Annotated in this window: 28 protein-coding genes; 22 read left to right on the plus strand and 6 right to left on the minus strand. The window is 64.1% G+C overall.

The genetic code is table 11. The features are described 5' to 3' along the window. Positions 1-155 precede the first annotated feature (155 nt). The 18 genes from GA0004734_RS20120 (at position 156) to GA0004734_RS20205 (ending at position 18,793) form a co-directional block, all read left to right on the plus strand. A complete protein-coding gene (locus GA0004734_RS20120) occupies positions 156-1,712 on the plus strand; it encodes an ABC transporter substrate-binding protein (protein ID WP_092938216.1) in 1,557 nt (518 codons plus the stop codon). 108 nt (positions 1,713-1,820) lie between these two features. Further along, positions 1,821-2,786 carry an ABC transporter permease gene (locus tag GA0004734_RS20125; RefSeq protein ID WP_092937331.1) on the plus strand — a complete coding sequence of 322 codons (966 nt, stop codon included), beginning with the start codon at positions 1,821-1,823 and terminating at the stop codon, positions 2,784-2,786. 16 nt (positions 2,787-2,802) lie between these two features. Further along, complete coding sequence (locus GA0004734_RS20130; protein ID WP_092937333.1) at positions 2,803-3,774, plus strand: ABC transporter permease; 972 nt, start codon at positions 2,803-2,805, stop codon at positions 3,772-3,774. 9 nt (positions 3,775-3,783) lie between these two features. Further along, on the plus strand, positions 3,784-4,977 hold the full coding sequence (locus GA0004734_RS20135; RefSeq protein ID WP_092937335.1) for an amidohydrolase family protein: 1,194 nt from the start codon (positions 3,784-3,786) through the stop codon (positions 4,975-4,977). Next, positions 4,974-6,452, plus strand: coding sequence for an amidohydrolase family protein (locus GA0004734_RS20140; protein WP_092937337.1), 1,479 nt, complete (start codon positions 4,974-4,976; stop codon positions 6,450-6,452). The genes GA0004734_RS20135 and GA0004734_RS20140 overlap by 4 nt, the downstream gene beginning before the upstream one ends. Continuing rightward, the gene (locus GA0004734_RS20145) at positions 6,452-7,438 is read left to right on the plus strand and encodes an ABC transporter ATP-binding protein (protein ID WP_092937339.1); all 987 of its coding nucleotides are present in this window, start codon (positions 6,452-6,454) and stop codon (positions 7,436-7,438) included. The genes GA0004734_RS20140 and GA0004734_RS20145 overlap by 1 nt, the downstream gene beginning before the upstream one ends. Next, on the plus strand, positions 7,435-8,421 hold the full coding sequence (locus tag GA0004734_RS20150; protein WP_092937341.1) for an ABC transporter ATP-binding protein: 987 nt from the start codon (positions 7,435-7,437) through the stop codon (positions 8,419-8,421). Before GA0004734_RS20145 ends, GA0004734_RS20150 begins: the two co-directional genes overlap by 4 nt. Positions 8,422-8,445: 24 nt before the next feature. After that, positions 8,446-9,645 carry an amidohydrolase family protein gene (locus tag GA0004734_RS20155; RefSeq protein ID WP_092937343.1) on the plus strand — a complete coding sequence of 400 codons (1,200 nt, stop codon included), beginning with the start codon at positions 8,446-8,448 and terminating at the stop codon, positions 9,643-9,645. Between the two features lie 182 nt (positions 9,646-9,827). After that, positions 9,828-10,328 carry an RNA polymerase sigma factor gene (locus GA0004734_RS20160; RefSeq protein ID WP_092937345.1) on the plus strand — a complete coding sequence of 167 codons (501 nt, stop codon included), beginning with the start codon at positions 9,828-9,830 and terminating at the stop codon, positions 10,326-10,328. Between the two features lie 144 nt (positions 10,329-10,472). Next, positions 10,473-11,474: a FecR family protein gene (locus GA0004734_RS20165; protein WP_092937347.1), complete on the plus strand. Its 1,002-nt coding sequence runs from the start codon at positions 10,473-10,475 to the stop codon at positions 11,472-11,474. A gap of 139 nt (positions 11,475-11,613) precedes the next feature. Beyond that, complete coding sequence (locus GA0004734_RS20170) at positions 11,614-13,908, plus strand: TonB-dependent receptor domain-containing protein (RefSeq protein ID WP_092937349.1); 2,295 nt, start codon at positions 11,614-11,616, stop codon at positions 13,906-13,908. Positions 13,909-13,973: 65 nt separating this feature from the next. Next, positions 13,974-14,264, plus strand: coding sequence for a DUF2218 domain-containing protein (locus GA0004734_RS20175; RefSeq protein ID WP_092938218.1), 291 nt, complete (start codon positions 13,974-13,976; stop codon positions 14,262-14,264). 76 nt (positions 14,265-14,340) lie between these two features. Further along, entirely contained in the window at positions 14,341-15,207 is an 867-nt protein-coding gene (locus GA0004734_RS20180) for a siderophore ABC transporter substrate-binding protein (RefSeq protein ID WP_245292602.1), read from the plus strand. Positions 15,208-15,227: 20 nt separating this feature from the next. Further along, on the plus strand, positions 15,228-16,217 hold the full coding sequence (locus GA0004734_RS20185; protein WP_092938222.1) for an ABC transporter permease: 990 nt from the start codon (positions 15,228-15,230) through the stop codon (positions 16,215-16,217). Next, on the plus strand, positions 16,210-17,151 hold the full coding sequence (locus GA0004734_RS20190; protein ID WP_092937351.1) for an iron chelate uptake ABC transporter family permease subunit: 942 nt from the start codon (positions 16,210-16,212) through the stop codon (positions 17,149-17,151). The genes GA0004734_RS20185 and GA0004734_RS20190 overlap by 8 nt, the downstream gene beginning before the upstream one ends. Further along, on the plus strand, positions 17,148-17,906 hold the full coding sequence (locus GA0004734_RS20195) for an iron ABC transporter ATP-binding protein (protein ID WP_092937353.1): 759 nt from the start codon (positions 17,148-17,150) through the stop codon (positions 17,904-17,906). The genes GA0004734_RS20190 and GA0004734_RS20195 overlap by 4 nt, the downstream gene beginning before the upstream one ends. Before the next feature lie 88 nt (positions 17,907-17,994). Beyond that, positions 17,995-18,315, plus strand: coding sequence for a hypothetical protein (locus GA0004734_RS20200; protein WP_092937355.1), 321 nt, complete (start codon positions 17,995-17,997; stop codon positions 18,313-18,315). Between the two features lie 97 nt (positions 18,316-18,412). Continuing rightward, positions 18,413-18,793, plus strand: coding sequence for a DUF6180 family protein (locus GA0004734_RS20205; RefSeq protein WP_092937357.1), 381 nt, complete (start codon positions 18,413-18,415; stop codon positions 18,791-18,793). Between the two features lie 3 nt (positions 18,794-18,796). Here the strand turns inward: GA0004734_RS20205 and GA0004734_RS20210 are convergent, their stop codons facing one another. Continuing rightward, entirely contained in the window at positions 18,797-19,963 is a 1,167-nt protein-coding gene (locus GA0004734_RS20210; RefSeq protein ID WP_092937359.1) for an MFS transporter, read from the minus strand. Between the two features lie 67 nt (positions 19,964-20,030). Beyond that, on the minus strand, positions 20,031-20,390 hold the full coding sequence (locus tag GA0004734_RS20215) for an ArsR/SmtB family transcription factor (RefSeq protein ID WP_092937360.1): 360 nt from the start codon (positions 20,388-20,390) through the stop codon (positions 20,031-20,033). Positions 20,391-20,475: 85 nt separating this feature from the next. Here GA0004734_RS20215 and GA0004734_RS26310 point away from each other — a divergent pair, with 85 nt between their 5' ends. Together GA0004734_RS26310 and GA0004734_RS20225 are read left to right on the plus strand one after the other, a co-directional pair. Beyond that, positions 20,476-20,880, plus strand: coding sequence for a hypothetical protein (locus tag GA0004734_RS26310; RefSeq protein WP_092937362.1), 405 nt, complete (start codon positions 20,476-20,478; stop codon positions 20,878-20,880). Positions 20,881-20,939: 59 nt separating this feature from the next. Continuing rightward, on the plus strand, positions 20,940-21,806 hold the full coding sequence (locus GA0004734_RS20225; RefSeq protein ID WP_092937364.1) for a DMT family transporter: 867 nt from the start codon (positions 20,940-20,942) through the stop codon (positions 21,804-21,806). A gap of 13 nt (positions 21,807-21,819) precedes the next feature. Here GA0004734_RS20225 and GA0004734_RS20230 read toward each other — a convergent pair whose 3' ends face one another. Continuing rightward, the gene (locus tag GA0004734_RS20230; RefSeq protein WP_092937366.1) at positions 21,820-22,413 is read right to left on the minus strand and encodes a TetR/AcrR family transcriptional regulator; all 594 of its coding nucleotides are present in this window, start codon (positions 22,411-22,413) and stop codon (positions 21,820-21,822) included. A gap of 138 nt (positions 22,414-22,551) precedes the next feature. Here GA0004734_RS20230 and GA0004734_RS20235 point away from each other — a divergent pair, with 138 nt between their 5' ends. Beyond that, positions 22,552-22,941, plus strand: coding sequence for a RidA family protein (locus GA0004734_RS20235; protein WP_092937368.1), 390 nt, complete (start codon positions 22,552-22,554; stop codon positions 22,939-22,941). A 16-nt stretch (positions 22,942-22,957) separates the two neighbouring features. Here GA0004734_RS20235 and GA0004734_RS20240 read toward each other — a convergent pair whose 3' ends face one another. Next, entirely contained in the window at positions 22,958-23,854 is an 897-nt protein-coding gene (locus tag GA0004734_RS20240; protein ID WP_092937370.1) for a LysR substrate-binding domain-containing protein, read from the minus strand. Between the two features lie 128 nt (positions 23,855-23,982). Between GA0004734_RS20240 and GA0004734_RS20245 the strand changes: the two genes are divergently transcribed. Further along, complete coding sequence (locus GA0004734_RS20245) at positions 23,983-24,855, plus strand: aldo/keto reductase family oxidoreductase (protein ID WP_092937372.1); 873 nt, start codon at positions 23,983-23,985, stop codon at positions 24,853-24,855. A gap of 100 nt (positions 24,856-24,955) precedes the next feature. Here GA0004734_RS20245 and GA0004734_RS20250 read toward each other — a convergent pair whose 3' ends face one another. Further along, positions 24,956-26,044 carry a quaternary amine ABC transporter ATP-binding protein gene (locus GA0004734_RS20250; protein ID WP_092937374.1) on the minus strand — a complete coding sequence of 363 codons (1,089 nt, stop codon included), beginning with the start codon at positions 26,042-26,044 and terminating at the stop codon, positions 24,956-24,958. Next, positions 26,037-26,924: an ABC transporter permease gene (locus tag GA0004734_RS20255; protein ID WP_092937376.1), complete on the minus strand. Its 888-nt coding sequence runs from the start codon at positions 26,922-26,924 to the stop codon at positions 26,037-26,039. Before GA0004734_RS20255 ends, GA0004734_RS20250 begins: the two co-directional genes overlap by 8 nt. Positions 26,925-26,950 lie beyond the last annotated feature (26 nt).

The raw sequence follows: 26,950 nt of genomic DNA on the forward strand, positions 1-26,950 counted from the left end.
ATTGCATGCAATTCAGATTAGCCTTAGCGAACGATCGATAACAAGCCACCATGCGAGAGGCAGCTCAACCACCAGATTTCAGCGGTTTGCGCGCCCGGACATACGATCGTCTCATGTCATTTCTGATCATTGCATGCAGTTCACTGGGGAACATGATGAACACGATCTCAAAATTCTGTCTTGCCAGTGCGGCCATTCTCGCGCTTGCGCTACCGGCTACAGCCGAAACCTTTCGCTGGGGCGCATCCCGCGACATCGGCTCCCTCGATCCCTATTCCTATGGTGACAGCTTTACGCTCGGCGTCCTGAACCATGTTTATGAAGGACTTGCCCGCTACGATCGCAACCTGAAGATAGAGCCGGCCCTGGCGGTCTCCTGGGACGTGGTCTCGCCGAAGACCTGGCGATTCAAGCTCCGTGAAGGCGTGAAATTCCAGAACGGTGCGGATTTCACCGCTGACGACGTTCAGGCGTCCCTCAAGCGCGCCTCGGATCCGAAATCACCGCTGAAGGGCAATATCCCCGCCTACAAGGGATCTCGCGTGATCGATGCGCACACCATCGAGATCGACGTGACCGAGAACTATCCGCTTCTCCTCAATGACCTCACAACGATCTACATCTTCGACGCCGACTGGCTGAAGACGAACAAGGCGGAAGCTCCGACCGATGTCGGCTCCGGCGTCGAGGGCTATGCGACCTACAACGCCAACGGCACGGGGCCTTTCAAGGTCGAAAGCCGGCAGCCCGATGCGAAGTCGGTCTTCGTCAAGTTCGACGGCTGGTGGGACAAGCCGGCGCATAATATCGACCGGATCGAGTTCACGCCGATCGCCTCCGATGCCACGCGCGTGGCGGCGCTTCTCGCCGGCGACATCGACTTTACCGACAAGGCGCCGGTGCAGGATATTCCGCGTCTTGCAGCCTCCCCCACCGTCAAGCTTCTCGAAGGAACGGACCTGCGAACCGTCATGATCGGCTTCAGCCAGCGGGATCAGCTTCTGTCTGGCACAGCCAATCCGATGAAGGATCTGCGCGTCCGTCAGGCCCTGCAGCTGGCGATCGATCTCGATCTCATCCAGAAGCGGGTGATGCGCGGCAAATCGCGCAATGCCGGAGCGCTCGTCGCGCCCGCCATTCCCGGCTACGACGTAAGCCTCGACACGCCGGTGAAGGCGGATCCCGAAAAGGCAAAGGCGTTGCTGGCGGAAGCGGGTGCCGAAGGTTTCGAGTTCGATTTCAACTGCACCGACACGCTCGTCAACGAGGAGCAGATCTGCCAGGCCATCGCCTCCATGTGGTCGCGCATCGGCCTGAAGCCGAAGCTCGATCAGGCGCCGCGCGCCGTACAGACTCCGAAGCGATCCGCCGGCAAGGTCGACGTGTACACGCTCGGCTGGGCCACCTTGCCGATGCTCGATGCCTACAGCCTTACCTCTCAGGTGCTCCACACCAAGGAGGACACGTTCGGCATCTTCAACTGGGGCGGCTGGTCGGACAAGGAATTCGATGCGCTGACGGAAGCCTCCGCGGTGGAACTCGATACGACCAAGCGTCTCGCGCTCGAAGCGCAGTCCCTCAAGGTCGCCAAGGAGCACGCCCTGATGATCCCGCTGCACCAGCAGCCGCTGACCTGGGCAACGACGGACAAGGTCGCAGACCTGCCGCTGTTCTCCGACAACCTGCCCCGGCTGTGGCTGGTGAAGAAGTAACGGCCAGCTTCCGACCCCCGTGTCTGCAATGCCACGGGGATCACAGGATCACAGGCTCACGGGCTTTTTTCCGAAACGCGGTTTCCGTCCGCAAGGATTTCGAACGCCATGATCGTCTTTCTCGTCAAGCGTATCGGCAACGCCGCCCTTGTCATGCTCGCCGTCGCGTTTCTCGCCTTCCTCATCTTCCGCTTCCTCGGCGATCCCGTGGAGATGATGATGAACGAGAGTGCCACCCAGGTGGAGCGCGATGAATTGCGGGGCCGCCTCGGCCTCAATGACGGCTTTCTGACCCAATATGGTCGCTTCGTCTTCAACGCGGCACAGGGCGAATTCGGCCTGTCCTGGCGCAATCAGCAGGCCGTGGTCGGGCTGATCGCCGAACGTTTTCCCGCAACCTTCGAACTCGTCATCATCGCCACGCTGATCTCGCTCGTCATCGGCATTCCCCTCGGCGTGTTCACGGCCATCGGACGCGGACGCTGGTGGGCGGAGGGCCTGCAATTTACCTCCGTCGTCGGGGTTTCCCTGCCGAGCTTCCTCGTTGGCATCCTGCTCATTCTCGTCTTTTCCGTCTCGCTCGGCTGGTTGCCCGGTTACGGCCGCGGCGATGTCGTGCGGATCGGCTGGTGGTCGACGGGACTTCTCACACCGTCGGGCCGCGCGGCTCTCGTGCTTCCTGCGCTGTCGCTTTCCCTGTTCCAGATCACGCTCGTCATGCGGCTGGTGCGGGCCGAGATGCTGGAGACGCTGCGTACGGATTTCATCAAGTTCGCCAAGGCGCGCGGTGTTCCCCGCCGCTCCCTGTGGTTCCGCCACGCGCTGAAGAACTGTCTGATGCCGGTGATCACGCTGACGGCCATGCAGATCGGAAACCTGATCGCCTTCGCCCTCGTAACCGAAACCGTGTTCCAGTGGCCCGGTATGGGCATGCTGTTCATGCAGGCCGTAACCTTCGTCGATATCCCGGTCATGGCCGCCTATCTCTGCATCGTTTCCTTCATCTTCGTCGCGCTCAACACCGTCGTCGATATCGCCTATGCGATCATCGATCCACGCCTGCGCAAAGCCTGAGGCAGAGGAACCCTTCATGACCATCCTGGAACCCGCCGCCTCGCCGACCGTGCCCTCGCCCCCGGCACCCGCGAAGCGCACCCGCCTTGCCCGCCTGCGCCAGTCGGATCTCTGGTACAGCTTCACCCACCACCCCTCCGCCGTGGTCGCGGCCATCCTGCTGATATTGCTGGTCTTTTCGGCGTTCCTGGCCCCCCTGTTCGTGCCACAGAACCCGTACGATCTCGCTGCGCTGGATCTGCTCAATGCCGAGATCCCGCCGATCTGGCATGCCGACGGGCAGTGGCCGTTCCTGCTCGGCACCGACCTTCAGGGCCGCGACATGCTCTCGGCTATCCTCTACGGGTCGCGGGCGTCCATCATCATCGGGGCAGCGTCGGTCGCGGTATCGCTGACCATCGGTGCATCGCTCGGGCTCGTAGCCGGCTACTACGGCAAATGGGCGGATGGTCTGCTGATGCGCGTCGGCGACGTGCTCCTGTCCATGCCGACCATGCTGATCGCCATTCTCGTCTCGGCCGTCGCCCGCGAACTACTGCCGCCGAACCTGCGGGAAACCGGAGCCTCCGCCGTCATCGTGCTCGCCATCTCGCTTTCGGCCTGGGTCCAATATGCCCGCACCGTGCGCGCCTCGACCATGGTGGAGCGCAACAAGGAATATGTGCAGGCGGCCCGGCTGATCCGCGTGCCGGCCCGCCGCATTCTTCTGAAGCACATTCTGCCGAACACCACGACGCCGCTGCTCGTCACGGCCACGCTGAATTTCGGCCTCGGTATTCTTATCGAGGCGACGCTGTCCTTCCTCGGCGTCGGCATGCCGCTGGAGCAGCCCTCCCTCGGCACGCTCATCCGCATCGGCAACCAGTACCTGTTCTCCGGGCTCTGGTGGATCGTGCTCTTCCCCGCTTTGCAACTCTGCCTTCTCGTCGTGTCGATCAACGTGCTTGGCGACTGGCTGCGCGACGCGCTCAATCCTAGACTTCGCTGAGGTATCCCGATGTCCGACCTTCTCATCAAGAACACGCGGCCGATGGGCAGCGACCCCGCCGACATCCTGATCCGCAACGGGCGGATCGACGCCATCGGCACGGATCTCGCAGCGGTGGGGATAAGGGTCGAAGATGCCGGCGGCCGGATCGCCATTCCCGGCCTGGTGGATGCCCATACCCATCTCGACAAGTCCCTGCTCGGCTATCCCTGGTACAAGAACGAGGTCGGCCCGCGTCTTATCGACAAGATCGACAACGAGCGCAGCGTCAAGCGCGAATACGGCCTGGACGCGCACATCCAGTCGATGCGCCAGTCCCTGCAGTCGGCTTCCTACGGCACCACGCTCATCCGCAGCCATGTCGATATCGACACCGACCAGGGGCTGATCGCGCTCGAAGGCGTCATGGAAACGCGGCGGCAGCTGGCGGGCATCGTGGAGATCGAGATCGTCGCCTTTCCGCAGTCCGGGCTGATGCGCCGGACGGGAACGGCAGACCTCCTGGATCAGGCCATGGCCATGGGTGCCGATCTCGTCGGCGGCCTCGACCCTTGCGGCATGGATCGCGACCCGAAGGGCCATCTCGACACGATCTTCGCGCTCTCGCAGAAGCACGGCAAGGGCATCGATATCCACCTGCATGAGATGGCGGAACTGGGTGCCTTTTCGATGGAGCTGATCTTCGAGCGTATCCGTGCCCTCGGGCTTCAGGGCAAGGTCGCCGTCAGCCACGCCTTCTGCCTCGGCCATTCCGACTGGAAGGCAACACAGGCGATGATCGACACCTGCGCAGACCTCGACATCCCCATCCTCACCACCGCCCCGCCCTCGCGCGAGGTGCCGTCGCTGCAGCGGCTGAAGGCCGCCGGCGTACGGTTCGGCGCCGGCGTCGACGGATTTCGCGACACATGGGGTCCCTACGGCAATGGCGACATGCTGGAGCGCACCATGCTTCTCGGCATGAAGAACAATCTGCGCCGCGACGACGAGCTGGCCGATGCTCTGCATGTGACCACCACGGGCGGTGCCCTCGTCATGGACCGGCCCGACCATGCACTCGTTCCCGGCGGGCGCGGCGATGTCGTCCTCGTCGAGGGCGAAACGCTGGGCGAGGCGATCGTCACGCATTTGCCACGCCGACTGGTGGTTACCGCCGGCAATGTCGCCGCGCGCGACGGCGCAAGCCTGATGGTGCGCCCGTGAGCTGGTCCCGCCTTCCGCTCGGCCAACGCCCGCACGGTCGTTGGGTCCTTGCCGCCCGCTTCGTCGTCGCCGACCTGCCCGAAGGACGTCGTCTGATCGAAAACGGCGAGGTCGTCATCGAGGACGACCGGATCGTCTGGGTCGGCCAGAGCTTTCAAGGCGAGACGGCTGCGCGCTATGATATGGGCGAGGCGTTGATCGGCCCGGGCTTCGTCGACCTCGACGCCCTGTCGGATCTCGATACCACTATCCTGGCCATGGACAACCAGCCTGGCTGGAAGAAGGGCCGCGTCTGGCCAGTGGACTACGCTGCCCGTGCCTATGAAATGCTGACGCCCGACGAGTTGGCCTTCCAGAAACGTTATGCCTTCGCACAGCTGCTCCTCAACGGCATAACCTCCGCACTGCCCATCGCCTCCCTGTTCTATCGCGCCTGGGGCGAAACGGTTTCCGAGTTCGAGGCGTCCGCGCAGGCCGCTGAGGACCTTGGCCTTCGCGTCTGGCTCGGACCGGCCTACCGCACCGGCGGCGTGATCCTCAACGAGGCCGGCACCATGCAGCCGTTTCTGGACGAGCCCCGCGGGCTGGCCGGACTTGCGGACGCCGCCGACTTTGTCGAGCGCATTCACGGCACGGCCGGCGGGCTCATTTCCGGACTGTTTGCGCCCGACCGCGTGGAAACCTGCACCGAAACCCTGCTGCGCAAAACCTTCGCCCGTGCCGAGGCCCTCGACATCCCCGTGCGCCTGCACATGGCACAGGGCGAGATGGAGCTCGAGACGGTGCGGCGGCTCCATGGCATGACCGCACCGGAATGGCTCGACGGTCTCGGCCTCCTGTCGCCGCGCCTGATCGCGCCGCATGCGACGGTTGCGACAGACGACGATCTCGACCGCTACGCCGCGCGGGGCGTCACCGTCGTCCACTGCCCCCTGGTCTCCGCCCGCCACGGCTCCGCACTTCGGTCTTTTTCGCGGCTGAAGGCGATGGGCATCCGCATCGGCATGGGCACCGACACCGCGCCGCCGGACATGGTGCTCAACCTGTCGGTCGGCATGATGATCAACCGTGTCGTGTCCGGCTCCGGCACGGCAGGGTCGGCCGCCGACTTCTACGACGCTGCGACGATTGCCGGCGCCGACGCGCTCTGCCGGCCAGATCTCGGCCGCATCGCCATCGGCGCCAAGGCGGATATCGCCGTGTTCGACATGGCCGACAGCAGGATCGCGCCGCGGATCGATCCCGTCCAGACGCTTCTCTACGGTGCCACCGGGCGCGTCACCCGCGCAACGATCGTCGATGGCAGGCTGGCGATGCGCGATGGTGAGGTCGCGGGCATCAACCTGAAGGCAGCGCGCGCGCAGGCTCAGGCGCAGTTCGATCGTCTCGTCTCGCTCTATCCCGAGCGCACCTACCTCCATCCGCCCGTCGCGGCGATCTTCCCGCCGAGCTACCCTCATCCGGAGCAGCCATGATGTATCAGGACAGCCAGACGCTTGCGCTCGAGGTCAACGGCCTGTCGGTCGAGTTCCCGTCCAGACGGGGCACGCTGACAGCCCTGTGCGAGATTTCCCTGACCATCCGGCAAGGCGAAATCCTCGGCGTCGTCGGCGAATCCGGTGCCGGGAAATCGATGACCGGCATGTCGGTTCTCGGCCTTCTGGAGCCGCCCGGCCGCATTTCCGCCGGAGAGATCCGCATTGCCGGACAGCGCACGGACAGGCTCAGCGAGGCCGAGATGTCGCATGTGCGCGGCAGCATGGTCGGCGCGATTTTCCAGGATCCGCTGACCTCGCTCAATCCGCTGTTTTCCATCGGGCAGCAGCTGATCGAGACCATCCGGCTCCACTCGGACCTCAAGCGGCAGGCCGCCCGCATCCGCGCGATCGATCTTCTGAAGCAGGTCGGCATTCCCGGGGCGGAAGAACGGATCGATCATTATCCGCACCAGTTTTCCGGCGGCATGCGCCAGCGCGTGGTAATCGCGCTGGCGCTGGCTGGAAATCCTCGGTTGATCATCGCGGACGAACCGACGACGGCGCTCGATGTGTCCATCCAGGCGCAGATTACCACCTTGCTCCGGAAACTCTGCCGCGACCATGGTGCCGGCGTCATGCTGGTAACCCATGACATGGGCGTGATCGCCGAGACGGCCGACCGTGTGGCCGTCATGTATGCCGGCCGCGTGGTGGAGATCGGCCCGGTCGACGCGGTCATCAACCGGCCGAGACATCCCTATACGCGCGGCCTGATGGGGTCGATCCCGGCGCTCGGTGCGCGCGTCGAACGGCTTGCGCAGATCGATGGCGCCATGCCGCGGCTCAATGCCATCCCGTCCGGATGCGCCTTTCATCCGCGCTGTCCGCAGGTCGGACCGCGTTGCCGGGCGGTGCGGCCCGCGCTTGTAACGGTCGGCGATGGTGCGGCCGCCTGTCTGCTTCATGATGGAGGTGTGCAATGAGAAGCCGGAACAACATTCTGGAAGTGGACCAGCTCACCCGCGTCTTCGACGTTTCCGCGCCCTGGCTGAACCGGGTGATCGAGCGCAAGCCGAAGCGCTATCTGCGGGCCGTGCAGGACGTGACCTTCACGGTCGGCAAAGGCAAGTGTCTGGCGCTCGTCGGTGAATCCGGCTGCGGCAAATCGACCGTGGCGCGGCTGGTCACGGGCCTCTACGCTCCGACGGAAGGCGCCATCCTGTTTGCGCCCGGCCGTAACGGCAAGCGAACAGAGGCGCAGATGATCTTTCAGGATCCGCATGCAAGCCTCAATCCCCGCTGGCGCGTCGGCGACGTCATCGCCGAGCCGATCCGCGAGTTCAAGCTGCGCGACAGCGAAGAAGAGACCGCCGAGCGGGTCGCAGAGCTTCTGCGCACGGTCGGCCTCTCGCCCGACGATGCAAGCCGCTTCCCGCACGAATTTTCCGGCGGTCAGCGGCAGCGCATCTCGATTGCCCGCGCTCTGGCCAGCGAGCCTGAATTCCTCGTCTGCGACGAGCCGACCTCGGCGCTCGACGTCTCGGTACAGGCCCAGATCCTCAATCTGATGCGCGGGCTGCAGGACAGGCTCGGCCTCACCTACCTCTTCATCAGCCACAACCTCGCCGTCGTACGCCATATGGCGGATAAGATCGCCGTGATGTATCTTGGCCGGATCATCGAGGAGGCCGATACGGAAGCGCTGTTTGCCAACCCGCAGCATCCCTATACGCGGCTGCTCTTGCAGACGATCCCGGATGTCCGCGCGCCAAACCGCGACCGGGCGCTGATGGGCGGCGAGCCGCCGAGCCCGCTCGATCCGCCAAAGGGCTGCACCTTCCACCCGCGGTGTCCGATCGCGACCGAGCTTTGCAGCCGGGAAGCGCCGGAGCCTGTCAAACGTGCCGATGGCGGTCGCGTCGCCTGCCACTTTCCGCAGCTGAGCCCCGAACAGCGCGCCCTCTGACCGTATCCGCAACCGGGAGACCCCATGACACGCTCCGAAACACTCTTCACCCATGCCAGGCTGATGGATGACACGCTGTGCGACATTGCCGTCGCCGACGGGCGCATCACCGCGATTTCCGCTGTCGGCACGCTTGCGCGGGTTGCCGACACCATCGATATCGCCGGTGCGCTGCTGGTGCCGGCCTTCGTCGAGGGGCATATCCACCTCGATACCAGCTTCTACGGCGACCGGTGGATTCCGCATCGTCCGTGCACGGATGGATTCGATGTGCATGAGCGGGTCGCCTTCCAGGCCGAGAACATGGCCTCGGCCGCGCCGATGGACAAACGAGCGCGCGACCAACTCGACCTCTGCATCGCCAACGGCTCTTTGCAGATGCGCAGCCATGTGATGGTCGATGGTTCGGTCGGGCTGAAGTCGCTCGAGACGATCCTTGCCGTGCGGGAGGATTACAAAGACCTCATCGACATCCAACTCGTCGCCTTCCCGCAGTCCGGCATTCTCAAGAGCCCCGGCACGCCCGAGCTTCTGGACGCAGCACTTGGCCTCGGCGCGGACCTTATCGGCGGGCTCGACCCTGCAAGCTTCGACCGGGATGTGAATGGCCATCTCGACGTCGTCTTCGATCTTGCCGGGAAGCACGGTGTCGATATCGACATCCACCTGCACGATGCGGGCTCGATGGGTGCCTTCACCATCGAGGAGATCTGCGCGCGCACGGCAGCGCTCGGCATGCAGGGGCACGTCACCGTCAGCCACGCCTACGGTCTCGGCGATCTCGCGCTTGATCCCGCCCGCAGGCTGGCGGCGAAGATTGCGAAGGCCGGAGTGGCCATCATGACCAACGCACCCGGCAACCATGTCTTCCCGCCCGTGGCGCTCCTGCGCGGCGAAGGCGTTACGGTCTTCAGCGGCAGCGACAATATCCGCGATTCCTGGTGGCCCTATGGCGATGGCGACATGCTGCGCCGTGCCGAGATCATCGGCTACCGCTCCGGCTTCTACACGGACGCGGAGCTTGCCGCCGCCTTCGACGTGGTCACCACCGCTGGTGCAAAGGCGCTGCGTCTGGAGGGCTACGGCGTCGAGATCGACGCCAAGGCCGATTTCGTGACGCTCGACGCCGCCCACATTCCCCTTGCCGTCGTTTCGGTGCCGAAGGGGCGTCGCGTGTTCAAGGCCGGACGGCTCGTCGCGCAGGATGGGGCGGTGCTGCGGTAGGCTCGCCGGTTTCCATGTCGCGATTTGCCCCGACGACCGTCATCTTCCGCAAGAATCGAGCGTGACAGTCGGAGATATCATGAGTAAAGGAGTTAGGTATGATCAAGCCTGGAATGCGATGACGACATCGGCCCGGTGGCCGATGAACCGGTGCGTTCGTAGAACCGAGGTCGCAAGAGCGAATGACGAACATCGAAGTCCGCCATCAGGTCTATGTCGCCCAACGTCCGGCACTCGTTGCGTATGCATCGCGCATTCTCGGTTCCCGCGACACGGCCGAAGACATCGTACAGGATGCCTTCCTCAGGTTCATGCCGGCAAATGCGCAGGAGACCTCTTCGGGACAGCTGGTCTCCTATCTCTACCGGATCGTCCGCAACCTCGCTTTCGATGTCATGAAACGGCAGAAGCTCGAAGCAAGGGAAAGCGTCGATCCACCCTACTGGACTGTGCCGTTGCGCCATCCGACGCCGGAGGATATCGTTGCCGCATCGGACGAATTGCGGCTGATCGAAAGGCTGCTTGAGGACTTGCCTCTGGAGACCCGGATCGCGCTCGAAATGCACCGGTTCGGCGGCTACACGCTGAGCGATATCGCGGCCCATCTGGGCATATCCGTCGCGACGGTGCATCGGCACGTCCGAAACGGGATGGTTCGTCTCGCCTCCGGCCTCGCCTCGTGAGCGTGTGATTCAACCGTAAGTCATGAAAAATTATTGCCTCCTGCTCGTCTTTGCTAGACGACGTGCATCCTGCACAAGGCAACAGCCCGCGACGGGACGCGTCTCTGTCAATCGGGATGCTGCGGTCATAGGAACTTCGCAACGGTGAAAACGAACCCACCTTTTCCGGAAGCAACGCTCGGCGAAGCCACGGACTGGTTCCTGGAGCTGCGGAACTGTCCTGATTGTCTCGAGACGCAGGCCGCCTTCCAACAGTGGCTGTCGGCGTCCGAGGAGAACGCGGCTGCTTGGCGCCAGGTGGAGAAGACGTGGGCTCTGCTCGGCGAAACTCGCCCGGTTCACGCGGCAGGCTGGGAGAGGGCTGAAACCGGCACGGCGGCGGTCGTGCCTTTCACCACGAACCGGTCCGAACCGCGTCGAAACCGGCTGGCCAGCGCCGCCCTCTCGGCCGCAGCGGCTTGCGCCGTGGCATTTCTGGCGGGGCCTGCTCTTCTCCTGCATCTGCGCGCCGACGAAGTGACGGCGTCGGGAGAAAGCCGGCGCGTTGTGCTTGCCGATGGAACGACCGTGGATATGAGCGGTGGAACGGCCTTTGCCGTAGCGATCGACCAGCAGGCGCGCCATGTCGAACTGCTGAAGGGCGAGGCCTTCTTCGACGTCACGCATGATGCGGGCCGGCCTTTCACCGTCGATGCCAACGGCGTCACCGTGGCGGTTCTCGGCACCGCCTTCGATCTGCAGACCGGGGATCAGGATACGACCGTGGAGCTTGCGCGCGGATCGGTCGCCATCTCCTATGCCGGGCAGAACCAGCGCAGCATGTTCGAACTCTCCCCCGGTGAGACCGCAGCGATCGACCGTGAGACCGGAACGGCGACCCGGGGAAAGGCCGACATCGAGGAGATGGGTGCCTGGCGAAGCGGCAGGCTCTCCGTCGAAAACGTCACCATCGCCAGCGCCATCGAGCGCATCCAGCGCTATCACCCGGCCTGGATCACGATCGCGGACGGTACGCTCGGCTCTCTCCGTGTGACCGGCCTCTACGATCTGCGCGATCCCGATCGGGCGCTGGATGCGCTGGTCCGTCCCTTTGGCGGCAAGGTGCGGGCCGTCACGCCCTATGCCCGCATCGTCTCGCGTTACTGAGCGATTTTCGCAGAAAAGATCCGTTTTTGGCAGGACTGTCAGAAAAACGTCGATTGGGGTGAGAAAAAACGGGACGTCGATCGTCTTAGAAAGGATGCGCGTGCCGTGGCCATGCTCTGACAAAGAGACGAGAGTAAGAATGCGTTCGCCGATATGCCGACAGAAAGTCGCAGATCTGAAGGTCAGCAGCCTCAGGCTTTTCAGCCTGCTTGCCACGACTGCGATGGTGGGGCTGGTTCCCTTTGCAGCGGCAGAGGGATCGCCGGTCGCGGCGCAGACGGCCGAGGCGAGGCATGCGTTTTCCATTGCCGCGCAGCCGCTGTCTCAAGCTTTGAAGACCTTCGCCCGGCAATCTGGCCTGCAGATCACGCTGGCGGCGGAGACGTCGCGTGGCGTTGAGGCCCGTCCCGTCAGCGGACAGCTAACCGCGCGGCAGGCGCTGGCCGAGCTGCTTGCCGGCACCGGCATTTCCTACGACATCGCAGAGGGCACCGCGACCGTGGGTAGGCTTCGCGGTGCAGACACCGATGGCGGCATCGTCGCGGGCAACGGTGCGACGCTCCTTGCGCCAATCACCGTCTTTGGCGTCGGCACGACCGGCCCTGGCCAGATCATCATTTCGAGCCAGGAGCTGGAACAGAAGAACCCGGCCAGTATTGCCGATGTCTTCAAGGGCGAGCCGGGCGTCTCGGTCGGCAGCTCGCTTCCCATGTCGCAGAAGGTTTATGTCCACGGCATCGAGGAAACCAATCTGGCCGTGACCATCGATGGCAGCCGGCAGAACAACAAGGTCTTTCATCACACGGCCACCAACCTCATAGATCCCAGCCTTCTCAAGACCGTCAACGTCGATGCGGGCATTGCGCCGGCCGATGCAGGGCCGGGGGCGCTTGGCGGCGCCATCGCCTATGTGACGAAGGATGCGCGCGACCTTCTCGGCGGCGGCGGTTATGGCGGCTTCGTCAGCTCCAGCTACAATTTCAACAGCGATACGGTGGTCACGGGGCTCTCGGGCTATGCCATGGAGGATGGGCTGGAGGCGCTCGGCACGTTCACCTTTGGCAGAGGAAAGGAATTCCATGCCGGGAATGGCGACGAGGTGCTCGGCACCGGCACGGACCTGATCAGCGGCATCGGCAAGCTAGCCTACACGTTCGACAGCGGTGACCGGATCTCGATCAGCCATGATCGGCTCCGCGACGATGCCGAACGACCCTTCCGCGCCAATGCAGGTTTTATCGAAGGCCGCCCGCCATGGGAGCCGCGGGTTCGCGACTACGCCCTGGAGCGGCAGAACACGGTCTTCACCTATACCGACAGCACGCCGGAAGGCTGGTGGGACCCGAAGGTCATTCTGGCCTATAGCCGCACAAGCGTGGAAACGAAGATTTATCTCCGGCCCACGCTCAATATTCCGCCCTATGACGGGGTCGGCGAGACCGGCAGCCTCAACGGCAAGATCCAGAACACCTTCGCGCTCGCCAACGGCAATATCGTCGCCGGCATTGACGTCTACAACGACAAGGGGGAGCTCGATGATCTCTTCGATTCCGCGACGGAGAAAGCACGCGACATCGGCATCTATGCCCAAGCGCGCATCGAGCCGTGGGAGAAAACCCGCCTTTCGCTGGGCGCACGCGGCGACCAGCAATGGTTTACCGGCACGACGGGCGAGACATGGGATCGCTCCGGTCTCAGCGGCAATATCTCCGGCGAATACGACCTGATCGAAGACGTGCTGACGGCCAAGGCCGGCTATTCCCGCGTCTGGGCCGGTATTCCCCTTGCCGAGAACTTCATCATGAATCCCAACTGGGATTATGGCGACGGTCCCGATCCGGTTCGCTCGAACAATGCCAATCTCGGCCTTGCCGCGACATTCAACGATGTCACCATCGAAGGCAGCATCTTCCGCACGACTATCGATAATGCCAGAGCCCCTCGCTACGCCCTGCCGCTCGGCGTGCAACAGCGTGACGTGACATCGAAGGGCTTCGAAATCGGCGCCGGGTACAGCTGGGATGCAAGCTCGGTGAAGGTCAAATATGCCGATATCGACGTCGAGATCGACGGCCAGCCGGCGGATTCCGAGCTTGGCAGCTACCTTGCGGCACCCGCCGGGCAGATTATCACCCTCACGGCCATCCACACCTTCGTGGACCTGGGCGTGACCGTCGGTGCCGATGCGGAATTGGCGCTCGACGACGACAATGTCGCACCCGGAAGCCGGCCTTATGAAGGATATCAGGTGTTCAACGCGTTCCTCGAATACAAGCCACCGACCCGGCCGAACCTGACGCTGCGGGCCGACATCAAAAACGTCTTCGGCGAGAGATACGCCGACCGCGCCACCTACGGGCAGGAATTCGACACCGTAACCCCCCTCTACGAACAGGGCCGAGCCTTGATTCTCACCGCCAAGGCCACGTTCTAGGCCGACATGACGACATGGGCGGCAGGCATGCTCCGCCGCTGCATCCACCAAAACAGGAGTTCGCAATGCTCGAAGCAACAAGCCGGTTTGAAACGAACGAGGGGCAGAAGTACCTCGTGCAGTTGTGCAAACATTTCGCCCACAAGATCGAGGTCGACCAAGTGGGCGACCGGGGCGAACTGCGGTTCTCCTGCGGCACGGGTTTTCTCGCGGCAAGCAACGAGGGGCTCGACATCCGCGTTCGCTCTCCCGACGATCGGAGCCTCGGCGAGACGAAGGCCGTGATCGAGAGCCATCTTATGCGTTTCGCCTTTCGCGAACCGTCCGGCCCGCTCCTGTGGACACCCGCAGCGTGAGAACCGGACAATGAGGATGAGCGGCATGAACGTTCCCCGACAGCGCAGAACCTCCTGGCTTATCGCCATCGCCCTGATGCTGTTGCCGGCCGGGCTCGTCCGGGCGACCGATATCCAGACGGCAGCGGGCATTGTGCCGGTTGCAGAGCGTCCCGGCAAAATCGCCGTGTTCGACATTGCGGCCGTCGATACGCTCGACAGCATCGGCGTCGACATCGCCGGCCTTCCGAGCAATCTCTATCTGCCGGAGCTGCAGGCGCTTGTACGAAAGGCCGTTTCCGTCGGCACGATCTTCGAGCCCGATCTCGAGGCCCTGAGCGCGCTGCAACCGGATCTCATCATCCTCGGCGGCCGCTCGTCACCGAAACGCGCAGCGACCGAGCAGGTCGCGCCGACCATCGACATGACGATGGACGGCGACGATCTTCTCGATCAGGCGAAGGGGCGGCTGGCCGCCTATGGCGCTCTTTTCGGCAAGCAGGCGGAAGCCGGCAAGGTCGAGGCAGAACTGGATGCGGCCGTGGCGCGGGCGAAAGCGGCCGTTGCGGGCAAGGGCCGGGCGCTGATCATCATGACCAACGGCCCCAAGGTCACCGCCTATGGCATGGGCTCGCGGTTCGGCTGGCTCCACAGGTCGCTCGACCTCACCCCGGCGGTGGCCGACGTCGATACCGCCATTCACGGGGAAGCCGTCTCCTTCGAGTTCATCCGCGCCGCCAATCCGGACTGGCTCCTCGTGATCGACCGGGCAGCGGCCATCGGCTCGCAGGACCAGAACGCGCGGGCGACGCTCGACAATGCGCTTGTCGCCAAGACGACGGCGTGGACGAAGGGCCAGGTCATCTACCTGCCGGCCGGCGATTTCTACATCGCCGCCGGCGGTACGCGATCGATGATCCGGGTTTTCGACGCGATCACACAGGGCTTTACGAAGGCCCCATGACACAGCCGGTGCCAGGACCGATGCCAGAACCTAAGAAAGCGGAATGGCGCAAACGCATCACCTTGCCCGGAGTGGCCGCTGCCGCGGCTCTCGTCGTGCTGGTCTGTCTCAGCCTCCTCATCGGCGCAGATACCCTGTCGCCGACGCAGCTTGCGAGCGATCCTGAAGCGCTGGAACTGCTGATGGCCAGCCGCCTGCCGCGCACACTTGCAGCCCTTCTTACAGGCTCGGCGCTTGCCATTGCCGGGCTGATCATGCAGGCGCTGGTGCGCAACCGTTTCGTCGAACCCTCCACGGCCGGGACAGCGCAAAGCGCGGCGCTTGGCATCCTTCTGATGACGCTCGTGTTTCCCGCGGCCTCCCTCGGCGTCAAGATGATCGGCGCAACCGCGCTCGCTCTTCTCGGCACCTCCGTCTTCATGGCGACGGCCGACCGGCTGCCGGTCACGCAGCCGCATCTCGTGCCGCTGTTCGGCCTCGTCTATGGCGGCGTCATCGGCGCCATCGTCACCTTCGTCGGCTGGCAGACGGATCTCCTGCAGTTCATCGACATCTGGACGAATGGCGAGTTCTCCGGCGTCGTTCGCGGTCGCTACGAGTTTCTCTGGGGCGCCGGCATCATGGTCGTCCTCTCCTGGTGGATCGCCGACAGGCTCACCGTTCTGTCGCTCGGCCGGGAAGCCAGCATCGGCCTCGGGCTCGATTACGCCTGGACCCTGCGTCTCGGCCTTCTCGTCGTCTCCGTCATCGCCGCGCTCACAGTGTCCGTCGTCGGCATCATCCCCTTCGTCGGGCTCGTTGTGCCCAATATCGTCTCCCGCGTTATCGGCGACAATCTGCGCGCGTCGATTCCCTGGACGGCGCTGTCCGGAGCCTTGCTGGTGCTGGGCTGCGACATCGTCGGTCGGCTGATCCGCTACCCCTACGAGATCCCGGTCGCGACCGTCATGGGGGTCGTCGGCGCGCTCCTGTTTCTGAAGCTGATGCGCCTGCGTCCGTCCCATGCATAAGCGCCGCCTCGTTCTTCTGAGCGTCCTAGCGGTTGTCTCGGTCGCGGCCTTCCTGACCCTCGGCCTGCGAGGAAACCTTGCCTTCGTGCTGCAGATCCGTGCGGTAAAGCTGCTCGCGCTCGTGCAGGTGGCCGTGTCCGTGGCGCTGTCCACCGTCCTGTTCCAGACCGTTACCGCCAACCGGATCCTCACGCCCTCCATCATGGGGCTCGATGCGCTCTATCTTTTCGGACAGGCGCTTCTCGTTTTTCTCCTCGGTGGCCTCGGCTATGCGGCGATCGGGGGCGGCTGGAAGTTTGCGGCCGAAGTCCTCATCATGATCGCTCTTGCCGCCGTCCTGTTGCGTCCCCTGCTGACCGCGCGTCTCGACATGAGCCTCCTGCTTCTGACAGGCGTCACCATCGGCCTTCTTTTCCGCAGCCTGTCGCAGCTCCTGTTCCGCCTGCTCGATCCCAACGCCTTCGCCGTGGTGCAGGCGGCGAGCTTTGCCAATTTCAATGCCCTGCGCGCCGACCTCACCATCATCGGCAGTGTCGTAACCTTCGCCGCCGCGGCTCTTTGCTGGCACCAGCGGCACAGGCTCGATGTCGTGGCACTCGGCCGCGAAGCCGCCATCGGGCTCGGTATCGACTGGTCGCGGACAGCCGCGCTCCTGCTCCTCATCGTCGCGCTTCTGGTCGCGGTGTCCACCGCCCTCGTCGGGCCGGTCGCCTTCTTCGGCCTGCTCGTGGCGGCCCTTGCCGAGCGTATCCTCGGCACAAGGCGGCATGCCGTCATCCTGCCCGCCGCCGCTCTCGTCGCGATCATCCTTCTGGTCGGTGGCCAGACGATCTTCCAGCATCTGCTGGGCAGCGCCTCGACGCTCGGCGTCGTCATCGAATTCGCCGGCGGTATCGCCTTTCTTCTGCTGCTGTATCTGGGAAGCCGGACGTGATCCTCATCGAAGACCTATCCCTTGCCCATGGCAGCACGCCGATACTCAGGGACATCAACCTGACGATCGATCGCGGCGGCATCGTTGCACTCGTCGGGCCGAACGGTGCGGGAAAGTCGAGCCTCCTGTCGCTGATCGCGCGCCTGCGCCCTCTACAGACCGGCCGCGTCGTCATCGACGGTCTTTCGGTGACGACGACGCCCGGCCGGGAGCTTGCCCGACGGATGGCAATCCTGCGCCAGGACGGGATATTCGCCGGCCGCCTGACCGTGCGCGAACTCGTGAGCCTCGGCCGCTTTCCCCACAATCAGGGCCGCTCGACGCCGCAGGACAGGGTGCGCGTCGAGGAGGCACTGGCGCAGTTCGGCGTGGCGGATCTCGCCGAACGATTTCTCGAGACGCTGTCGGGCGGTCAACGCCAGCGCGCCCTTGTCGCCATGACCTTCTGCCAGGGCACGGACTACCTGCTGCTCGACGAGCCGCTCAACAACCTCGACATGTTCCATGCGCGCCACCTGATGCAGAGCCTGCGGCGCATGGCGGACGAGGAAGAGCGCACGGCCATCATCGTCCTCCACGACATCAATCAGGCCGCCGCCTATGCCGACCGGATCATCGCGATGCGGGACGGCCGTGTCGTCGCGGACGGCACGCCGCAGGACGTGCTGACGCCCGACACGCTTGCCGAGATCTTCGGCTACCGCATGCAGGTGACGCAGATCGGGGGGAAACCCCTCGTGCTGCACCACCTGTGACGCGACGACCGGGAGAACCCGCACCCCCCGCCGCTGCCATAAAAGCGACCATTCTCAGCACTACGGATCGTCCCCCAACAAGGAACCCATGATGCGCTTGTCTCTGCTGACCCTGACCATCCTGATGACGGCGACCGCCGTTGATGCGTCCACCGACGACGCCTGGGCGAAGCTCAACCTGACGGTCGCAAAGACCTGTGCGGCGGCGAGCGGGCTGAAGCATGCGCATGTCTCTGAGATCGTCCAGTTCGACGATACGCTCGGCAAAGTGGCGACACTGGTCAGCGGTGTGTTTCCGCAAAAAGCGCTGAAGGGCGCGCATGGCAAGATGCTCTGCATCTTCGACAAAGCCTCCGGCAAGGCCTGGATCGACGAGGCCAAGGGCTGGAGCGCGCCCGATTTGCGCTGATGCCTCGGCGATCCCCTGATCTCACCCCCAACGATGCGGACGTAAGCCTCTGCGAATGGCCGTTTAGTAAGACGTGACCAACAGGAGGACGATCCCCATGAAAGCTGTCACCCTGTCGCTTGCCGCTCTCGGGTTCATCGGTCTGCCCGCAGCGTCACAGGCTGCCGACCAGGATTTTACGTTGACCTACCATGTCGAGCGCATTCCAGCGGCAAAGCTCAGCATCGACACCTGTGGTAGCATCGTCTCCGACGTTGCGGAAAAGGCGGTCCTCGGCGTCGCTCTCCAGAGCTTCCCGGGCCAGCTCGTTACCGTTCAGGGTGGTACATCTGGCAGCGGCACCTTCGTCGTGCAGTGCATCGCGGTCGATGCAACGACGGTGGCCGTGGTGCAGGGGTTCGACTACCAGAGCACGAAGGGTCCTCTGGGCGATGCCGCCGACCAGATGTTCGCGGCGTTGAAAGCGGAGGCAGAGTAGGCTTTAAGGCCGCCTCTCCCGGGTGAAGAGCTCATAAAGCACGAGCAGCAGCACTGTGGCGGCAAACACCACGATGCCGATGACCTCAAGGCCGAGAGAGCGGGTCATCAGGCCCGTGAGGGCCGTGACCACGGCGCCGCCGAGGCCGGCGGCGGCGATCTGAAAGCCGATCGCGCTGTTGGCGTGCTCGCGTCCGACGCGCCCGGGCGTCAGGCTGATCAGCGAGGCGAAGATGGGGGCGAAAAAAAAGCCGATCATCATCAGGCCGAGCACGCCGAGCGCCGGCATCGGGGCAAGCCAGAACAGGAGCGCGCCGAGCGCTGCGGCGAGAATGCAGATCCGCAGCGTCTTAAGAAGGGGCACCCGGTTGGCGATGAAGCCGAAACCGATGCGCCCTATGGTGAGGCTGCCCCAGAAGAGGCCGATCACGAGGCCGGCATTGGTTTCCGAAAAGCCGCGCCCGAGCGTCAGCAGCGTGTAGCTCCACTGTGCCGCCGTCACCTCGATGCCGCAATAGACGAAGAAGACGAGCATGCCGAACCAGACGACCGGCTTTTGCAGGGTCTCCGAGACCGGCGCTGCGGGCAGCTCCTCCGCGACGTCGTGGCCGATCTCCGCCACCTCCTCCCAGCGCGACCGGGTGAGGAAGAACGTGGCGGCCAGGACCAGCTGCGCGCTTCCGACAATCGCGTAGCTTACCTGCCAGACGAGCCCTGATCCGAGCACGCCGGAGACGAGCAGCGGCCCGATGGTGGTGCCGAGGCCGAAGAAAGCATGCAGCCAGTTGAGGATCTGTGGGCTGAAATGGCGCGCGCCATAAGCGTTCAGCCCTGCATCGACCGCGCCACCACCGAGCCCGGCGAGGAAACCGAGCGCAATCATCAGCGGCCAGGCCGGCGTGAGCGCGAAGCCGAGCAGGCCAATGGCGGCGGCGAGCGTTGACAGCGCCAGCACCATGCCGACCGGCACGCGCCGCAGCACCGCGCCGCTCATGAAACTCGCCGCGAGATAGCCGGCCGTGGTGACCGCGACCAAAAGCCCGAGCCGGTCGAGCGGCAACGTGAAATCCGCGCGGATCGACGGCCAGGACACGCCGAGAAGACCATCGGGAAGCCCGAGACTGATGAAGGCGAGGAAGGCCAGCGTCGTGAGAAAACTGCGTTTCGACATTTCGGGTATCATGCCTTCATCGGGGAGAAGCGGTCGGGTAAGAACGGTTGAAAGCGAACGACCCGCCTCACGGCGCCCCGTCGGCGGTGTCGACAAGCCCGGAGGCCAGCACACAGGCCAGCAGGCCGGGAAACCGTGCATCGAGATCCTGCCGACGCAGCGTCAGGCGCCTTCCCCGGCCGGACGCCGCGTTGCGGATGATGCCGGCCTCGCGCAGCACCTTCATAAGATGCGACTTGGTCGATTTCGGCGTCGAGGCATCGGAAAGATGGCATTGCGCCATATCGAGCGTGCCGGAAGCCAGCTGCCGCACGATCGCCAGTCGCTCCGGATCGCTCAGCGCAAAGAGCACCTGCGTCAGCTTCAGGTCACCCCGTTCGGGATGGGGGAGGTTCAAATGCGGGATGGGAGCGATATCGGGCGTCATGGTTCGAATTTAATTGAACAAACACACCTTTGCCAGTAAAGATAAGTTCGAAAAATCTCGAACTGTCGGGGGACCCTTCACCGACGTGCTGCTCAGGACGCCGGCAAACCCGAACACCGGTTTCCGCCTTACCCTTGCCGCCATGGCGGTGATGATGGCCGGCGCCAGCGCGCCTTCCCCCTTCTACCCTACACTCCAGCAGGAGATCGGCTTCACATCGATGACGCTTACCGCGGTCTTCGCCGTCGCCCTCTTCACCTTGAGCTACCTCGCCTTCGGCCTGCCGACGCTACTGGCAGGCCTCGCCATCGGCACGTTCGGCCTTGCCTCTACCGGTCTCGTCTATGGCGCGCTCATCGTCCTCTTCTCGACCGTGGCGGGGCTGTTGCGCCTGTTCGGCACGCGGGACCGAGCCTGTCGTGGTTCCTCTGTCGCGCTTGCCGGCGCAGATGTCGTGCCCACACTGGCTTTCGCCGTGCCCGCGGCGTAGACAGGATGAACCCAAGCCGATCCGTCACATCGCGTCGCAGGTGCGACAGTCGGAAGATTATGACAATCAAGACACGCGGTTACCTCTATGTCCTCCTCGCCATCACCATCTTTGCGGGGCAGGATGCGTTCTCCAAGCTGCTCGGGGAAAAGTACCCGCCCATCATGGTCGTCATGGTGCGTTTCTGGGCCTTTGCCGTGTTCGTCATGGTCATGGCGGCGTTTGCACCGGGAGGGCTGAGACGGGCCTTCATGACGCGGCGGCCGGTTTTGCAGGTGTTCCGTGGCGTGCTGCTGGTCGGCGAGGTCGTCATCGTCGTCTTCGCCTTTATCACCGCCGGTCTCGCCATGAGCCAGTCCATCCTTCAGGCGACGCCGCTGATCGTGACCGTGCTGTCCGTGCCGCTTCTGGGCGAGAAAGTCGGTTGGCGGCGCGGCCTTGCGGTGGTCGCAGGCCTCTTGGGCGTGCTCGTCATTCTTAATCCGCTGTCGGTCGCATTCGATCTTCGCCTGCTCGTGCCGCTCGTCGCCGCTTTCATGTACGGCTTCTACAGCATCGCGACCCGGGCGGTGAGCCGGGACGATTCCGCCGTGACGAGCGTTCTCTATGCCGGCGTCTTCGGCGCACTGGCGGCAACGCTCGTCGGCCCGTTCTACTGGACGCCGATCGCGCCGGCCGACTGGCCCGCCATGATCGCGCTCTGCATCTGCGGCGCCACCAGCCATTATTTCCTGATCAAAGCCTATGGCCTGCTGACGGCCGTCGAGGTGCAGCCCCTGACCTACCTGCAGCTTGTGCTCAGCGGCGGCGTCGCGGTCCTGTTCTTCGGCGAAACCGTGACGGTCAACATGATCGTCGGCGCCCTCATCGTCGTCGGTGCCGGGCTCTTTACCGTCTGGCGCGAACACCGCGTCGGTTTGCGGTAGGCACAGGTGCGCGTTATCGCGGCTCGGCCAGAAGCCCGGTCGCCAGCGACTGAAACGCCTCGATCGCCTTTGGCAACACACGCGCCGCATCGCCGCTGGCGGCAACCCAAAGGGCAGCGTTCAGGGCGGCGCCGCTGAGAAGCCGGGCGGCGGCCTCCGGATCGACCGGCTTGACGATGCCGTCCCCGATCAGTCGCTCGATCGCGCGCTGCGTAACCTGGAGGCAGCTGTCCTGGCTCGGCCATTTCGAGGGGTCGCCTAGCACGGCCGGCCCATCGAGAAGCACGATGCGCTGCACGTCCGGGTCGAGCGACATCTCGATATAGGCCGTCCCTTCCGCCAGAAGACCGGCCCATGCATCTTCCATTCCAGCGCCGATCGCCTGCGCGCGCGCGGCCATCTCGCCGTCGATCTGGTCGACGACGGCGGCCAGCAGCCCCTTCTTGTCGCCAAAATTGTGATAGAGCGCACCCCGCGTCAGCCCCACTTCCGCCGTCAGCTCATCCATGGAGGCGGCCGCATAACCCTTGTCGGCAAAGGCGCGGCGCCCGGCCGCGATCAGCCTCGCCCGGTTTTCCTCCATCGTTTCCGCCCGTGTTCTCGCCATCTCGATTCCTTCATTTCACATACGCTGCGTATATTTATTTGACATACGCTTCGTATGCGATTATCTCTCCGTATACGCACCGTATCTGAAATCCGGCGCGACCGGAAGCCGGGCATCGCCAACCTTGAGGATCACATAATGACCAACCGCCAAGCCATCTTCCCCGCATACCGCCACGCACTTTACGAAAAGCACCACTATTCCGCCGCCATCCGCTCCGGCGACCTCCTGTTCGTCTCCGGTCAGGTCGGCAGCCGGATAGATGGCTCGCCCGAGACGGATTTCGCCGCCCAGGTGGAACGCGCCTTTGAAAATCTGAAGGAAACGCTGGCCGCAGCCGGCTGCACGTTCGAGGACGTGCTGGACGTGACGACATTCCACACCGATCCGGAGCGCCAGTTCGAAACCATTCTAACGATCAAGGACCGCTATTTCGGCACCAAGCCCTACCCGGCATGGACCGCCCTCGGCGTTACCTGGCTTTCCGGCTTCGACTTCGAAATCAAGGTTATCGCCCGCATTCCCTGAGCGGGGACAGAGATCCTCACCCACCCTCCCGCCGCGCCTTGATGAAGTCGATGAAGGCGCGCAGGGGTGAGGGCACGAGGCGGCGGCCAGAGTAGTAGAGGAATGGGCCGGGAAAGCTTGGCCACCAGTCCTGCAGCACCGGCTCCAGCGCGCCTGACTCGAAGTGCGGCTGCAGCCAGGTTTCGAACAGCGAGACGATGCCGAGGCCTTCGATGGCAGCGGCAACACCGAGATCCGACCCGCCGCCGGCCTGCACGATGAGCTGCGGCGTCGGATCGACCCGCAAAGTCTCGTGCCCCCGCTCGAACTCCCAGGGTGTGACGGACCGCCCGGCAAAACGGCTGCGGATGCAGGTATGGGACAAGAGGTCGCTGGGATGCGCCGGCCGGCCCCGGGCCGCGAGATAGGCGGGCGATGCGGCGCTGGCAAAACGCTGGAGGCGCGGGCCGATGGGCACGGCGATCATGTCCTGCTCCAGCCGCTCGTCGTAGCGGATGCCGGCATCGCAGCCGGCAGCGTTGATGTCGACGAACGTCTCGTCCGTCATGATTTCCAGCCGGATATCAGGATAGGCTTTGAGGAAGGCCGGTACGATCTGTGGCAGGATGAGCCGCGCCGCGCTGATTGGCACGTTCAACGTCAAGCTGCCCGCGGGTCGGTTGCCGAGGCCGACGACATGGCGGAGCGCAGCGTCGATTTCCCGCATCGCCGGGTTCACCCGCGTCACCAGCGCCCGCCCGGCCTCCGTCGGCACCACGCTGCGCGTCGTCCGGTTGAGAAGCCGGATGCCGAGCTGCGCTTCGAGCCGGCGAACGGCATCGCTCAAGGCCGAGGCGCTGCTGCCCGACGCCCGAGCCGCCTCGCGAAATCCGCCAGCGGTGGCCACAGCGAGAAACGCCTTCACGTCGCCCATCTCAAACGCGCTGTCCTGCACGATCTCTCCTCACTGTCCGCCAGTCCGCACAAGCTGTTCGCATTACCACGGATTATCAAGCGACGGATACACCTCTATCTTGGGCTTCATCATCATAGGAGGGTCCCATGACCGATATCCGCAACGCCGGCACATTTCAGTTTGGAAGCTTCACAGTCAAACGCCTCGGTTACGGCGCCATGCAGCTTGCGGGAAAGGGTGTCTTCGGCCCGCCGCGGGATCGCACGGAGGCGATCGCCGTGCTGCGGGAGGCCGTGGAAAGCGGCGTCGATCACATCGACACGAGCGATTTTTACGGCCCGCATGTCACCAACCAGATCATCCGCGAGGCGCTGTATCCCTATCCGGATCATCTCGTCATCGTCACCAAGGTCGGCGCCGTGCGCGGCACGGATGCCTCATGGAAACCGGCTTTCTCTAAAGACGATCTGACCAAAGCAGTGCACGAAAACCTGGAGAACCTAGGGCTGGAGACGCTCCCCGTCGTCAACCTGCGTGCCATGTTCGATGTGCACGGCCCGGCCGAGGCGTCGATCGAAGCGCCGCTTACGGCGCTGGCCGAGTTGCAGGCCAAAGGCCTCATCCGCCATATCGGCCTGTCGAACGTTACACCGACGCAGATCGCGCAAGGTCGCGGGATTACCGAGATCGTGTGCGTGCAGAACCAGTACAATCTCGCCCATCGCAGCGACGACGCCCTGATCGACGAACTCGCTGGCGCCGGCACGGCCTATGTGCCCTTCTTCCCCCTCGGCGGCTTCTCGCCCTTGCAGTCGGCAGCGCTCACCACTGCCGCGGCGGACCTCGGCGCCACGCCCCTGCAGGTGGCGCTCGCCTGGCTCCTGGCGCGGTCGCCCAACATCCTCCTCATCCCCGGCACATCCTCGCGCCCGCACTTGCGCGAAAACCTCGCAGCCTCCGATCTAAAGCTTCCGGCCGACGTCCTCGCCCGCCTCGATGCCATTGGCCGGGCGGGGTGATCAGGCTTATCCCAAGGATCTGCAACAGCCTTGTGTCGATGATATCATGAGGCCATCGGCACAAGGCCAAGGATGACGTTTCGCAAACGGGATAAAGCCCTCAGGCGACGTTCGCCCGGCTTTCCCCCGCTTGCTGGCCGATGTCGTGCGCATTGACCATGGCGCCTGCAAGCTGGCGGAAGCTGACAGTACCCACAGGCTTGGCCATCGCATCCACCACGATGGCCTCGTCATCCGGCGTGCCGACGAGCATGCGGAGCGCCTCCTCGATCGTCACGTCGGCGGCAATCGTGCGGCCGGCGGGCACATGCCCTGTGGCAAGTGTCCGCAGCGGCGTCATCACCGCTTCCACATGCACCACGCGGCCGCGGTTCACCTCGCGCACGAAGCTTGCCACATAGTCGTCGGCGGGCCGCAGGACGATGTCCTGGCTCGTGCCCTGCTGGATCACCTCGCCATCGCGCAGGATAGCGATCCGGTCGCCAATGCGCAGGGCCTCGTCGAGGTCGTGCGTGATGAAGACGATGGTCTTGCGGATCTCTGCCTGGATGTCGAGAAGCACCGACTGCATGTCCATGCGGATCAGCGGGTCAAGCGCGGAATAGGCCTCGTCCATGAGGAGCACGGGCGCATCGTTGGACAGCGCGCGGGCCAGCCCCACGCGCTGCTGCATGCCGCCGGAAAGCTGGTTGGGATACTTGCTCTCGAAGCCCTTCAGCCCCACCCGCTCCAGCCAGCGCATGGCGATGTCGCGGGATTTGGCGCGCTCGATGCCTTGAATCTCCAGGCCGAACATGGTGTTGTCGAGCACGCTGCGGTGCGGCAGCAGCGCGAACTTCTGGAACACCATGGCCGTCTGGTGGCGGCGGAAATTGCGCAGTTCCGCCGGGTCCATCTTCACGACGTCGACACCATCCACCAGCACCTCGCCGGCCGTCGGGTCGATCAGCCGGTTGATGTGGCGGATCAACGTGGACTTGCCGGAGCCCGATAGACCCATGATCACCTGGATCGAGCCCGAGGCGATCTCGATATTGATGTCGCGAAGGCCGAGCACATGGCCGTGCACGGCGTTGAGTTCCGTCTTCGTCATGCCGTTGCGCACGGCGTCGATATGGACGCCAGCGTTAGGGCCGAAGATCTTGTAGAGATTGCGGACGGCGATGCCGCCAAAAGCCGGATCACCCATGGACGATCTCCCGATGCTTCTGCAGGCGCTTGCCATAGGCCTGGCTGACGCGGTCGAAGATGATGGCGATGCCGACGATGGCGAGCCCGTTGAACATGCCGAGCGTGAAATACTGGTTGGCAATGGCTTTAAGCACCGGCTGACCCAGTCCCTGCACGCCGATCATCGAGGCGACCACGACCATGGCGAGCGCCATCATGATCGTCTGGTTGATGCCGGCCATGATGGTGGGCAGAGCGAGCGGCAGCTGTACCTTGAAGAGCTTCTGGCGCTCCGACGTGCCGAACGCATCGGCCGCCTCCAGCACGTCCTTGTCCACGAGCCGGATGCCGAGATCAGTGAGCCGGATCATCGGGGGAATGGCGTAGATGACGACGGCGATGAGGCCCGGCACGCGGCCGATGCCGAGCAGCATGACGACCGGGATGAGATAGACGAAGCTCGGCATGGTCTGCATTACGTCAAGGATCGGGTTGACGATGCGCCGGAACGTATCGGAGCGCGCCATGAGAATGCCGATCGGCAAGCCGACCGCAATGGAGAGCACCGTGCAGACGAAGATCATCGCCACCGTGCGCATCGTGTCGGTCCACATGTCGAAATAGCCGATGAGCAGCAGCGTCACGAGACAGCCGAGCACGATCTTCACGTTGCGGCTGGCAAACCAGGCGATCACGAGAATGATTGCCGTGATGATGGGCCACGGGGTCTGCGTCATGAAGCGATCGGTGGCGAGCAGGAAGCTTTGCAGTGGCGAGAACAGGCTCTCGATCGCGTCGCCATAGGTGCGGGTGAAGCCCCGGAATCCCTCGTCGATGGCTTTTTTCAGGTTGCGAAGCGCGTCGTCATCCATGTGTGGAAATGTGTAAAACCATTCCATGCGGGTTCCTTTCTCTGGAAGGAGCC

The sequence above is a fragment of the Rhizobium sp. 9140 genome (assembly GCF_900067135.1).
Lineage (GTDB): Bacteria > Pseudomonadota > Alphaproteobacteria > Rhizobiales > Rhizobiaceae > Ferranicluibacter.